This window comes from Francisella sp. SYW-9 (genome assembly GCF_008711465.1).
Taxonomy (GTDB): Bacteria; Pseudomonadota; Gammaproteobacteria; order Francisellales; family Francisellaceae; genus Francisella.
Genome location: NZ_VXKQ01000008.1, coordinates 125,586 through 138,496 on the forward strand (window position 1 = coordinate 125,586; position 12,911 = coordinate 138,496).

The following is a 12,911-nucleotide window of genomic DNA, read 5'->3' on the forward strand; positions in this document are numbered from 1 at the left end:
TAACCAATAAATATTAATATCTGATTTTTTTGATAAAGAAAATATTCTAAGACTTTAAACGAATACCTTTTTCTAATAAGTACCAGCAAAGGTAATACAATATAAATGTAAAAATAATAATTGCAGTAAATGCATAATATGGATTAACAGTTGAAACACCAATAAAACCATATCTCACAAAATCAACTATATAAAATAATGGATTACATGAAGATATAAAATGCCAAAAACCAGTAAGACTATTTATATTATAAAAAACTCCTCCTAAATAGATAAGAGGGGCTAATATAAACGTAGGGAAGATAGTAGTATCATCAAATTTCTGTGAGAATATAGCATTTATTAAACCACCAAGTGAGAATAATGCTCCACAAAATATAAACCCAGCTAAAACTAAAAATACACTATGAATAGTACTAAAGCCATCCAATACAAATGCTGCTATACTTACTAATATACCAACTACAAATCCTCTAAATATTCCCCCTGAGATGTATCCTAAAATTATTACATGATTATTCACAGGAGAAACTAACAGCTCTTCAATCGCCTTACTAAAACGTATCCCAAAAAAAGAGCTTACAACATTACCATATGAGTTTTGAATCACTGCCATAATAATAAGACCTGGCGTGATGTACTGCATATAAGTAATACCATCTCCCATAGTACCTATACGTGATCCAACAATCTTACCAAATATCAAAAAATATAAAATAATAGTTATAACTGATGGTAATAATGTCTGTGGCCAAATTCTAAACATCCTTTTACATTCACGACTAAAGATCGTTACGTACGTTATCCAATAATCTTTTAAATTCATAAATTTACCTATTTATTCCTTGCAACATCTATAAATAATTTCTCTAGTTTTGCTTCTTTAGTACGTACATCTAACACATCTAGATGATACTTATTTGTCAATTCTGAAAAAATCTCATTTAAAACAACACCTTTTGAAACTTCTACTTCTAACGTATATTCATCGACCAACTTTATATTACCCGAACTAAGCTTAATATCCACTTGGCATTTATCCTTTAAGTCAAAGATATAGGTATGCTGATCTGCTGTTTTTAGGAAACTTTTCATATCTGTATTTACATGAACATCACCCCTATGAATAAGAGCAATACGGTTACACATAGACTCTGCTTCTTCTAAGTAGTGTGTAGTCAAAATCACAGTCAACCCTTCTTTATGAAACTGCATAATCATTTCCCATAAAGAGTTTCTAAGCTCAACATCAACTCCAGCTGTTGGTTCATCTAATATCAGTAATTTTGGTTTATGTATTAATGCTCTGACCACCATTAACCTTCTTTTCATTCCACCTGATAAGAATCTTACTTGGGTATTTCTCTTATCATAAAGATCTACTTTTCTAAGTAGCTCCTCTGCATAAGGTATAGCCTCTTTTCTAGAAATCCCAAAAAATCCAGCCTGTGTAATTAAAATATCTATTGGTTTTTCAAAAAGATTAAGATTTACCTCCTGAGGCATAACTCCTAAATGTTTTCTAGCACTTATAAAATCATTATCAATATCATGACCAAATATTTTTATTTGTCCTGACGTTTTATTTACAAGAGAAGAGATCATCCCTAATGTTGTTGATTTTCCTGCTCCATTTGGACCTAAAAGAGCAAAAAAATCTCCTTTATTTACATCTAAACTAATATCATTTACGGCTTTAAAACCACCTTTATAGATTTTAGTTAGATTTTTTATTTCTAACGCTTTTTCACTCATATGACTAAGATTTATTTATTTTAACTATAAAATGTGAGGACTATTATAGCACTATGGTTTTATAGTTATATTGATTTTATGGATTAATTTTTGTTAAAGTGACTAAGCAATTACCTTTTATAAGAAGTTATAACTGATTATTACTCATCACTATTACGCTCATTAGGTATATCACTATAATACTCAACAAATTCAACTTCATAATCACTAGGATCTATAAAATAGACATTTTTCCTATATTTATTTTCAGCGCCTAATTTGGCATCAAACCCAGCATTTAATAACCTCTTTTGAATAGATTCAACATCATCTACAACATAAGCAAAATGTGCTAATCCTATTTCATGACCTTTCAAATTTCGATTTTCTCCTTTTCCATTACTATTAAATGTTAAGTACTGAAAGTCATCTCCAAAATGAACCCAATCTCTATCGACTCCGTTCCAGGTCGAATGTCCTTTAGCCCTCACATACCAATGAGGAAATGCTGACTTATAAAAATCAATCATACTACCTATATCTTTAACTACTAAGTTCAAATGTTCTATCCTCATTTTTCCTCTCAATTATTAATAATCCTTTTCAAGTTACTTATGATTGTAATACCTCAACATAAGTTGAGGGCAAGGCTTTTTTGAGAAATTTTACTAAATTACCAGAGAAACAACCTTCAAAGATAAGGCTAGATAATAATTATTAAGAGATACTTTTATATTAAGAAAAAGCTAAAAGTATGTATTTTTTATCATAAAAATAATACTTAAACCAACCACTACTATAAATATTGGCCTAACAAGTTTTGAGCCTTTTAATATAACCATTCTAGATCCTACAATGCCACCGAAGAAACTTCCAATAGCCATTAAAAATCCAAATATATAATTCACATGTCCTGATAAGATAAATACTGTAAGAGAAAAAACGTTACTTTTTAAGTTTAATACTTTGGCATACCCTGAAGCTTGTAGAAATGTATAACCAAGAAAATACACTATTGCAATAATCCAGAAATTTCCTGTACCTGGACCAAAAAATCCATCATATGCACCTAAAAGAAACCCAAATAATGTAAAAAATGCCACTTCTGACATCTTTTTTTTACCTTGATTAACCCCAAGATTCTTATTTACAATGCTAAAAATAAAAACCACAATTAGGAGTATTGGAACAAGTTTATTCATAAAATCATTATGGATCACAACAGCTAATATTGTGCCCAACGATGCCCCAATAAAACCAGCTATCAAACCTCTTAGAACTGTTTTGAAATTTATCAGACCATTTTTATAATACTTAAAAGTTGCCATCGCTGTACCAATACTAGCTTGAAGCTTATTGGTACCAAGGATCATAACAATTGGTAGTCCCGTCATACTTAAGGCTGGAATACTTATCAATCCACCACCACCCGCAATAGCATCAATAAAACTAGCTAAAAAACCCATCAATATTATAAAAAAACATAATATAAAAAAATGGTTAGCAAAAAACTCTTGCATATATTTATTTTCCTTTAAAATGTATAGCTAACCATATAGTTGGATTAGCAGTATAAGTAACCCAATGCTTAGTATTTCTGGGTATTAGCAGATACTCACCTTCTCCTAGGTTATACTCTTTATTTTCTAATACAAGCTTTGCGCCACCTTTTAATATTAAAACCCACTCATCATGATTTTGAATATATGGTTTATCGATATCAGTAACTTGCCCATAAGAAATAATTTTCTCAATTTGAACATCTTTATGATTTAAGAGATTTATAAAAATTTCATCATCACAAAAATCATTAGAAATACTGAAAATATTATCCATAATTATAGAAGCCTTTTAGGTGTCTAGAATTCTCTACATTACATTATTTGAGAATCTTTTTTATTGTCATTTTTAATGTATATATCCATTTTAGCAAGTGAAATTCTAATATTATTTGCGTTAAACTCTTCTAACACTTTTATTCTTAAGTCACTTAAAATATGAATTTTCATAGTTCTCAAACAGTATGCTCTAACCATAAGAATCATAGATGACTCACCGTAGTCATATAAAAGATACTCTGGTTTTGGCTCCAAAAGTATTCTTCTATCTGCCTTAATTACTTTCTCACATATAGACACAGCCTTTTTAAAATCATCCTCGTAAGATAATCTTATTGGTAAATCAAGTCTTACTTTCTTATCAAGTGTTTCATTAGAAACCACATCTGTTACCATGACATGATTGGGAACTATTAGTGAATTATTATCAAACGTTAATATTTCTGTAGCTCTAATACTAATATTTTTTACTACACCAATCTCTTTATTAACTTTAACCCAATCACCTATTTTAACTGGTCTCTCAAACAGCATAATAAGGCCCGCAAAGAAATTTTTAATCAAATCTTGCATAGCAAACCCCAGTCCGACAGATAGACCAGAAACAATAAATGTAATTGCCGTATTACTCATACCCAAACATTTAATAAATATAAATACTGCTATTAATATAAATAGATATTTAATTATAGACATTGCTGCTTCTATAGATCCATGATCCATTTTTGTATAAGGAAACACTCTTCTATTACAAAATATTATCGTAAGCTTACCGACAAACAAAGTTATAACAAATAGCACTAGTGACTCTAATAAGGTAACCGCAGGTATTATCTTTATACCCAAAATACTAATTCCATGATAAGCAAAAATTTCCCATAAATCTTTAAGCTTTTCTGGTTGAATATTTAAAGATAAAGGCAACAAGATCAAAAATATTAATATCGCCAAAATAAACATTATATTTTTTACCCAATATCGAAGGTTAGCTCTTTTAAAACCACCTAAAATATTTTCAACCAAACCTCTAGTTAGAATAATCTTATTTTTCTTACATAGAATTAAATCTACAGCTAATACAAGAAGCTTATAAAAGACATAAACATATGTGCCCCAAAAGAAAGTTTGATATAAATCAAATCCTATAGACATCCCAAGATTAGGATACCCTCCTAAAATCATTGTAAAAATACTAACAACTAAACTAATAAATATAAAATATTTTGTACAAACTAATACTTTTAATTTAGTTTCTCGTGACCTAATCTTAGGTTTACTTAACATTATGAAAGCAATAGTTGCTGGAATAAGCATCAACAACATAAAAAAGAAAACTAAAACTAAAATATCATCTTTAGGCATTACTGCGATAAAATGACCTCGTTCAAAGTTAATCAAATTTGATCTAAATAGATACATAATTAAACCAAAAATACTATATAAAACTAAGATTGTTACTTTTATGCTTCTTGAAAGAACAACCTTAGCAAACGATTCCAAGACAAATAATATAGCCGAGTAGATAACAATAACTTGTAATATAGTATCAATTACATAGATAGAGTTATTAGATAGATTTCCAATATAGTTTAGATAATTAGCTATAGCTAAAATCACTAAAGGATAAACAATAGTACTTAGCATTAAAATATAAATGCTGTTAAATTTAATAGTTGCCTTGGATATGTTTCTTTTATGCTGCAACCTTGGGTTTTCAACCAATATTTTCTTAAGTGAAAAAAATCTTTTTATAAGAAAATAAATACCTAGTATAAAAATAAAAATCAGCATATCTTTTGATATCATTGCTAGGTTTTTTATAAAACTGTTTTTAGCACTAATCCAATTACCCCACTGCCATAAAACATTATTTTTTTCGAACCTAAACTGATTTCGTAAATAAGTTCTCATATTAGAAATATGTGTCAGAGCATCTTCAACATTTAATTTAGTCTCTTTTAAAAGTATCAATTCATTTAGAATAGAAGCTCTACGGTGAGTATAATTTTTTAACTTTGCCTTAAACTCACTATTTTCTTCGACCTGCTTATTTATAAAGCCTGAGAATTTTTTTATTTGATATTTTTTTTGAATAAATGAAAGCAAAGAGTCAACTCTTTCAAGCTTACTATTTAAGTTAGCCATTTGTTTACTTAAATAATGTTTATAGCTTAGAAGCTTACTTCTCTGGTAAGCTATCTTTATTTCACTATTTGCTTTATCATCTTTAATAACTAAAAGATAACTATTTATCTCTTTAACTTTATGGTCTATATCATTTGAGCGACTACTTGCATAAGATTGTTGACAAAGTCCTAATAAAAGAAATAATATAATACAAAAATAATTATTTATTGATATAAGTTTTAAATTTTTCATATAAAGTTCCAAATCTAAAATTTCAACAATCTCCTTCCTTAAGGTTAGCATATTAATACCAAATAATATTAGTTTTAAACAAAGACTTATTCATAATATGAAATATTTCAGACAATTTTTTTGCTATAATCTGTTACAAATTAAATAAAGCTTTATCAAAAATGATAATAGACTCACATTGCCATCTTAATTATTTAAAACTAGAAGATACAAGCCTTGATAATGTCATTACAAATGCTAAAAATGCAGGTATAGATAAAATAGTTTCAATTGCGGTAGCATGGCATGAGATTAATGATATCCAAAAAATAGCTGAATCATATAATAATGTGTTTTTTTCAGTTGGAGTTCATCCAAGTGAATTAGATTCGCATCAGCCTAGCACAAAAGAAATTATTACCAGATCAAATCATTCAAAATGTGTCGCAATTGGAGAAACTGGATTAGACTACTACTATAATGACCAAGAAACAAAACCTAAACAAATATCTAAATTTGTAAATCATATCCAAGCAGCTATTGAAGTAGCAAAACCTATAATTGTACATACTAGAGCTGCCAAGCAAGATACTTTAGATATTTTAAGATCTGAAAATATCGAAAAATGTGGCGGTATTCTACATTGTTTTACAGAAGATTATGATATGGCAAAACAAGCTATAGACATGGGAATGTATATCTCGTTTTCAGGAATATTAACTTTTAAAAATGCCAAAGATATCCAAGAAACTGCCAAAAAGCTTCCCTTAGACAGAATACTTATAGAAACTGATGCGCCATATCTTACTCCAGTACCATATAGGGGCAAGCCAAACTATCCAGAGTATGTTAAATATGTTGCAGAATTTCTTGCACAATTAAGAAATGAAGATCTTGAAAAAGTAGCTAAACAAACTTATGAAAATACTTGTGATGTTTTCAAATTAAACCAATAATTATAATAAACCCAGCTTATCAAAACCTATATTATTTAGAGCACCATATAATATAACAGCCACTGAATTCGATAGATTTAAACTTCGACTATTTTTGTGCATAGGGATCTTAAGTTGGGTCTGTTTCAGTAGTTCTAAAACTTCACTAGGAAGTCCTCTTGTCTCAGGACCAAAAAGTAGAATATCATCACGGCCAAAATCTACTTGATGATAATATTGTTTTGCCTTTGTAGTACAAGCCCAAATTTTTTTAGCTTTATTTTTTTGATAAAACTCATCAAAGTTTTTATAAATCTTAAGATCCGCAAACTCATGATAATCTAACCCAGCTCTTCTTAACTGCTTATCTTCTAGTTTAAAACCTAAAGGTTCTATCAAATGCAAATTAGCACCTACATTCGCACATAATCGAATAATATTACCAGTATTTGGTGGTATTTCTGGTTCGTATAAAGCTATATTTATCATATGAATAATTACTCTAATTTCACTTTTTGGAAATTTTAAAACTTAGTTGTGAATTCTATAGAATATTACTTTTTTTTACAATTTAATTATAAGACTAAAATAAATGCGCAGCATTTATATATGTAGCTCGTCATCTAAAAAATGCTCGAATTCATTTTCTTTAGCATTTTTTTTCTTTATTTGTTTATTGTATAAATCTTCATAGCTTTTAATAGCTTTTTCATTCATAACTTCCTCTAAATACTCAGGATCTATTAGAAATGGTTTTGTAGAGGTTTTTTGGTTTTGAATAACCGCAGGCATTCTTAGTGAATATAATACGCGGACATTATTATTATTTTTCTTAGACTTATCCAGCATAACTATTAAATTAGCCTTTACATCGTATTTTCTTGGCACAAGATGATATTCTTTCTTACCATATGCATTAATCTGCTTTATTGGTCGTAACTTAAGGTTTAGTTGAACAGGCCTTTTAATTACTCTCTTATTATATTTTTTTAAAGCTGCAATAACTTTTTCTTTATTATCTTCTTCCAGTCTATCTTCAGTCTCACTTAACTGTGGCAAAATTTGTTTAATAAAATCATCCGCTTCCTGCTGATTTAAGGCCATACATGTCCCTGCACCATCAACACTTTTATCAAAGCAACTATGCTTATCTATAAACAGGTAGAGATTTTGGGTTTTATCATAATAAATTTGGTACTCTGGTAACTTTACAGGATGACCTAAATATACAAATTTATGATCTGTAATAATAGCACAGGCTGAAAGAGTAATAACAAATACTATCAAAGAAAAAAACTTAATGAATCCAGTCATTATTTACTTATAGGGAATATAGTGTGCTTATCAAAAATTCTATATAAAATTATTTTTATTACAATTGATTTAATCAGCACTTAACCCAATCAGCTACATCTAAGGCAGTATAAGTAAGAATAATCTTAGCTCCAGCACGTTTCATTGATGTGAGTGTTTCAATTGTAATAGCTTTTTCATCAACTAAGCCAGCTTGAGCAGCAGCTTTTATCATCGCATACTCACCACTAACATGGTACGCTGCAATTGGTAAACCAACTATATGGTTTAATTCATTTATAATGTCAAGATAACTTAATGCGGGCTTAACCATGATAAAATCTGCACCTTGCTCTATATCAGCAACAGCTTCTCTAATAGCTTCTTTCTTATTACGATAATCCATCTGATAAGTTTTACGATCACCTCTCAAAGAAGAGTCACAAGCGCTTCTAAATGGTCCATAGTAAGCCGAAGCATATTTTACTGAATATGACATGATACTTACAGTTTCAAAATTAGCTTCATCTAAAGCCTGACGCATAGTTATAATCATACCATCCATCATACCACTTGGTGCAACTATATCAGCGCCAGATTTGGCATGAGATACTGCAGTTTTTGCTAAGATTTCTAATGTTTTGTCATTATCAACATACTCAGCTTCATTTAAGATCCCACAATGTCCATGAGGTGTAAAGCTACACATACATACATCTGTGGCAACAACTAACTCTGGGGCTAGTTGCTTAATCTTTCTAATTGCTTGTTGTGTAATACCATTTGGATCATAGTTCTCAGATGAAACTAGATCTTTAGATTTTGGTACTCCAAATATCATGACACTTTTTATACCTGCTTGTAGAACCTTCTCAACAAGCTCATCTAACATATCTATAGACCAATGATATTGATTTGGCATACTTGAGATTTCTTTTTTAATATTCTCACCATGCACAACAAATATTGGATACATTAGATCATCAACATTTAAGGTTGTTTCAGCAACCATATCTCTAATGTTTTGTGACACTCTAAGTCTACGCGGACGTGATATTGGAAAACTCATCTCTAAACCTATTTTCTATTTTTATTAGGATTTTTTCTATATAGAACTAGAATATTACCTATTATTTGCACTAACTCTGATTTTGTTGCTTTAACAATCTCAGCTGCAATTTGTTGTTTTTCTTCTTTTGGTAAACGTCCTGCTTTTACTTTTATAAGCTCATGCGATGCTAAAGCTAAATCAATCTCTAGCATTACATTTTCAGTAAGACCTTTCTCACCCATTAAAACCACAGGTTTCAAACTATGAGCTTGAGCCTTTAATTTTTGTTGTTGTTTTACTTCCATTTTTTACCTACTTTATAATTTTTAATATTAAATTTTCTAGAACTAATTCTTTATCAACATTTTTAAAATTAAGAAAATAATCATTAGCTTCTAATGTTTTTTGATATAGCTTATATATTTCATCTTCTGAGAATTTAGCAGCAAGATATTTAATAACCGCAATTTTATCATAATTAGCAATATTTTGATCTTGATCATTAAGCTTATAATAATACACATCAACAATTAAGCTTGTTAACCAATAAAGCGTATCTTTAAAATTAGGGTTAACCTCTTTAAGAAAAATATTGGGGTTTAGCTGATTTACTAAAACTCTCATTAGACTATTTCTAACTTGCCAAAAATGCTGCTCTAACTTAATCTTAGCAATAACATTAACATCATCTCTAGCCATTAATAAAGATTTTTCTATAGCATCTTTTGACATATCAAATGTGTACTTTAAGTAACTATACTTATCCTCTTGGTCAAAGCTTATATCATAACTTAAAGATCTACTTTTTACAGTCGCTAAAATATTATTATAATTGCGTGTAAACATTAAAAAGAAAGTATTTTCAGCTGGCTCTTCAAGCGTTTTTAAAATAGCATTTGCCGCAGATTCATTTAAGAATCCAAGCTCTGGAATTATAATAATTTTAGCTAAGTTATTATGTGCTGTTAGCTCACAGTTTTTTATAATTTTTTTAACCTCTGCGACTCTAACCTCATTATTCTCTGAATTAGCTATTGTCACATATGGTGACTCATTATAGTCATCAACTTTTTGCCCTAATAATACTTGGCATAAAGAGTTTATAAAACTATCTAAAAGTACAGCATCTTTAACCCTAAAAATAAAAGCATGATGTAGCATCTGCTTAGACTTCTGCTCAAGAAAATTATCCAAGATTTTTTGATGTGTATTTAAAGAAAGCACTTTGATCCTATAATATTTTACGTGCGTATAAGAAGTTTGTTAGAGATCTTTTGATCATAGCAAGCTTAGACTTCAACAACCCTTTATCTTTTTTCCTAACAAAGCTTACCTCATACACATCATGTTTGTTACTAAGTAAACTTATCAAATAATCATCATAAGTTTGAATCTCATCAACTAAACCCAACTCAAGAGCATCTTTACCAAACCAGTACTCTCCAGTACCAACTTTATGCATATCTAGATTAGGACGATAATTTAAAATATGCTTTTTAAATAACTCATGAATATTTTCAAGGTCTTGCTTGAATTTCTTACGGCCCTCTTCAGTATTTTCACCTACTGTTGTTAATGTACGCTTATACTCTCCAGAGGTATGCATCTCGACATTGATGCCATTCTTTTCAAGTAGATCTCTAACATTTGGAATAGTTCCAACTACACCTATCGAACCAACTATAGCAAAAGGAGCTGAAATTATTTTATGCCCAACAGCAGACATCATATAACCACCACTTGCAGCAACCTGGTCAATACAAATAGTTAAATTAATACCTGCTTGACGAATCCTCTCTAGTTGAGCTGCGGCAAAACCATAGCCATTTACAACCCCACCAGGACTATCGATTCTAACAATAACTTCATCATTTGATTTAGATACAGCTAAGATAGCAGATACTTCTTTACGTAGATTTTCAACTTGAGAGGCATGTATGTCACCTTTAAAGTTAACTACAAAGATTTTTCCTTCAGGCTTATCATCTTGTTTATCTAGTTTTTTCTGTTCTTTAAGATAGTTTTTATAATCTTTCTTGCTTAATAATGTTTCTAAAACTTCTTTTTTAGTTTCTTTATAGTCTTTACCAATTTTATTAATTTTTAGTTTACCCTTAGTCAATTTAGCAGCTTCCTGCTTTGCCTTTGCTAATAATGAGAAAAAACTTCCAATGACAAAAACTATCGCTACTACAATAAGTATCACACTAAGAGCAAAAAAAACAAAATTTACAAAACCTTGATACCACATATAACGTTACCTTACCTATGTGCTCTTAAAGTTTTTAATAATGACTCATTTGCATTGCCTTTTAAGTTAGCCTTCTTAACAGAATCTCTAGCAAATACTCTTTTCTTATAAGCATGCATAGCACCAAATGTCTCATCTATAACAAAACCTTCAGCTTCTAAACAGATTATTAATGCAGCAATATAACAATCTGCTAAAGTAAAACTAGATGATATAAAATAATCAAATTCACTAAATGCTTTCTCAATTGTTAAAAAACTTTCCTTTAGATCTTTAAATAACACAGCCAATTTTTCATTATCTGTTTTATTTTTTCTAATTTGATCTAATACTGGATACCATTCGTTATCTATTTTTTCTAATGATAAGCGAATTTTTATACGCTCATTAACTAAGCTAGGTAATAATCCAGGTGCAGGAAATCTCTCATCGATATATATCAAAAGAGCTTTTCTATTATTTATACTATAATCTTTTTCTTTTAACACAGGAAAAAGACCATTAGGAGATATCTTTTTTAGCTTTTCTGGAGCTAAATCACCAGCTTCAACAACATCCATATTCATTTTTTTCTCAGATAGAGCAATTCTTGCTCGAAGAGAGTATGGACAATATTTTGTAGTATATAAAGTAACTTTCATTAAATATGCCTTTTTATAGATTAAAACAACTATTCTTATTTGTTATAATTGTCAGATAGTAAAAACTAGTAACAAATTTTATCATATTTGTGGATAACTACAACATAGACAAACAAGGCTTTTTAATAGATTTCGAAACTTGGGATATAGATTTCTGTAAATTAACTGCTACAAATGAAGATATTGATCTAACTGAAGATCATATGTTAGTTATTAACTTTTTAAGAAGTTTTTACCAAGAAAACAAAAAATCACCAGCAATTAGAGAACTTGTAAAAGCCTTAAAAGAGAAGCATGGAGATAAAATAGGTAATAGTTTATATTTACAAATGCTATTTCCTTGTTCTCCAGCTGTACAAGCTGCCAAATTAGCTGGATTACCAAAACCTAAAAGATGTATCTAAAAAATTTTAAAGGAGAAAAAATGTCTACTGTTTTTTGTAAAAAATATAATCAAGAATTAGAAGCTATACCATTTCAACCTCTTCCAGGTGAGCTAGGTAAAAAAATTCATACAGAGATTTCAAACAAAGCTTGGCAGGCTTGGTTATCTCATCAAACTATACTAATAAATGAATATAGACTTAACCTTATGGACCCAAAAGCAAAAGAGTTTTTACAAAAAGAGATGCATAAGTTTTTATTTGAAAATAAAGAAGATAAACCAGAACAATTTAGTGAAGTTTAGCTCTCTAATACACGATATTCTAAAATAATTCATGACTATTATCATCAGTCGCTATTTATTACAATTCTCTTGAAAAAATCATAATTAAAAGATACATTAAGTCATTAATTTATCTTTTTTTT

16 protein-coding genes are annotated in these 12,911 nt (G+C 29.3%); 3 read left to right on the forward strand and 13 right to left on the reverse strand.

Translation table 11 applies throughout. From position 1 onward, the window contains the following. Positions 1–46 precede the first annotated feature (46 nt). The 6 genes from F3D62_RS04270 to F3D62_RS04295 all read right to left on the reverse strand — a co-directional run bounded on the left by F3D62_RS04270 (position 47) and on the right by F3D62_RS04295 (position 5,951). Positions 47–826, reverse strand: a complete 780-nt coding sequence (locus tag F3D62_RS04270) for an ABC transporter permease (protein ID WP_150467010.1) — start codon at positions 824–826, stop codon at positions 47–49. 8 nt (positions 827–834) lie between these two features. Further along, entirely contained in the window at positions 835–1,755 is a 921-nt protein-coding gene (locus F3D62_RS04275) for an ABC transporter ATP-binding protein (RefSeq protein ID WP_150467011.1), read from the reverse strand. Positions 1,756–1,895: 140 nt separating this feature from the next. After that, a complete protein-coding gene (locus F3D62_RS04280) occupies positions 1,896–2,294 on the reverse strand; it encodes a VOC family protein (protein WP_263478754.1) in 399 nt (132 codons plus the stop codon). Positions 2,295–2,480: 186 nt separating this feature from the next. Beyond that, the gene (locus F3D62_RS04285) at positions 2,481–3,254 is read right to left on the reverse strand and encodes a TSUP family transporter (RefSeq protein WP_150467013.1); all 774 of its coding nucleotides are present in this window, start codon (positions 3,252–3,254) and stop codon (positions 2,481–2,483) included. Between the two features lie 4 nt (positions 3,255–3,258). After that, positions 3,259–3,570: a cupin domain-containing protein gene (locus F3D62_RS04290; protein WP_150467014.1), complete on the reverse strand. Its 312-nt coding sequence runs from the start codon at positions 3,568–3,570 to the stop codon at positions 3,259–3,261. A gap of 38 nt (positions 3,571–3,608) precedes the next feature. Then, positions 3,609–5,951 (reverse strand): mechanosensitive ion channel family protein, encoded by a 2,343-nt coding sequence (locus F3D62_RS04295; protein ID WP_191092532.1) that lies wholly within the window; start codon positions 5,949–5,951, stop codon positions 3,609–3,611. Between the two features lie 161 nt (positions 5,952–6,112). Here F3D62_RS04295 and F3D62_RS04300 point away from each other — a divergent pair, with 161 nt between their 5' ends. Then, on the forward strand, positions 6,113–6,886 hold the full coding sequence (locus tag F3D62_RS04300) for a TatD family hydrolase (RefSeq protein ID WP_150467016.1): 774 nt from the start codon (positions 6,113–6,115) through the stop codon (positions 6,884–6,886). Here F3D62_RS04300 and trmL read toward each other — a convergent pair whose 3' ends face one another. The 7 genes from trmL to F3D62_RS04335 all read right to left on the reverse strand — a co-directional run bounded on the left by trmL (position 6,887) and on the right by F3D62_RS04335 (position 12,101). After that, entirely contained in the window at positions 6,887–7,354 is a 468-nt protein-coding gene (trmL, locus tag F3D62_RS04305; protein WP_150467017.1) for a tRNA (uridine(34)/cytosine(34)/5-carboxymethylaminomethyluridine(34)-2'-O)-methyltransferase TrmL, read from the reverse strand. Positions 7,355–7,468: 114 nt separating this feature from the next. Continuing rightward, the gene (locus tag F3D62_RS04310) at positions 7,469–8,179 is read right to left on the reverse strand and encodes a hypothetical protein (RefSeq protein WP_150467018.1); all 711 of its coding nucleotides are present in this window, start codon (positions 8,177–8,179) and stop codon (positions 7,469–7,471) included. Positions 8,180–8,252: 73 nt separating this feature from the next. Further along, positions 8,253–9,227: a porphobilinogen synthase gene (gene hemB, locus F3D62_RS04315; RefSeq protein WP_150467019.1), complete on the reverse strand. Its 975-nt coding sequence runs from the start codon at positions 9,225–9,227 to the stop codon at positions 8,253–8,255. 8 nt (positions 9,228–9,235) lie between these two features. Continuing rightward, positions 9,236–9,514: a ribosome assembly RNA-binding protein YhbY gene (gene yhbY / locus F3D62_RS04320; protein ID WP_150467020.1), complete on the reverse strand. Its 279-nt coding sequence runs from the start codon at positions 9,512–9,514 to the stop codon at positions 9,236–9,238. A 7-nt stretch (positions 9,515–9,521) separates the two neighbouring features. Next, positions 9,522–10,433 carry a DNA polymerase III subunit delta' C-terminal domain-containing protein gene (locus F3D62_RS04325; protein ID WP_150467021.1) on the reverse strand — a complete coding sequence of 304 codons (912 nt, stop codon included), beginning with the start codon at positions 10,431–10,433 and terminating at the stop codon, positions 9,522–9,524. A gap of 7 nt (positions 10,434–10,440) precedes the next feature. Next, on the reverse strand, positions 10,441–11,460 hold the full coding sequence (sohB, locus tag F3D62_RS04330) for a protease SohB (protein ID WP_150467022.1): 1,020 nt from the start codon (positions 11,458–11,460) through the stop codon (positions 10,441–10,443). An 11-nt stretch (positions 11,461–11,471) separates the two neighbouring features. Then, a complete protein-coding gene (locus F3D62_RS04335; RefSeq protein WP_150467023.1) occupies positions 11,472–12,101 on the reverse strand; it encodes a glutathione S-transferase family protein in 630 nt (209 codons plus the stop codon). Positions 12,102–12,190: 89 nt separating this feature from the next. On the opposite strand from F3D62_RS04335, the gene F3D62_RS04340 reads away from it, so the two are divergent. Then, on the forward strand, positions 12,191–12,505 hold the full coding sequence (locus tag F3D62_RS04340; protein WP_150467024.1) for a TusE/DsrC/DsvC family sulfur relay protein: 315 nt from the start codon (positions 12,191–12,193) through the stop codon (positions 12,503–12,505). 20 nt (positions 12,506–12,525) lie between these two features. Continuing rightward, positions 12,526–12,789, forward strand: coding sequence for an oxidative damage protection protein (locus tag F3D62_RS04345; protein ID WP_191092533.1), 264 nt, complete (start codon positions 12,526–12,528; stop codon positions 12,787–12,789). Positions 12,790–12,911: the final 122 nt, after the last annotated feature.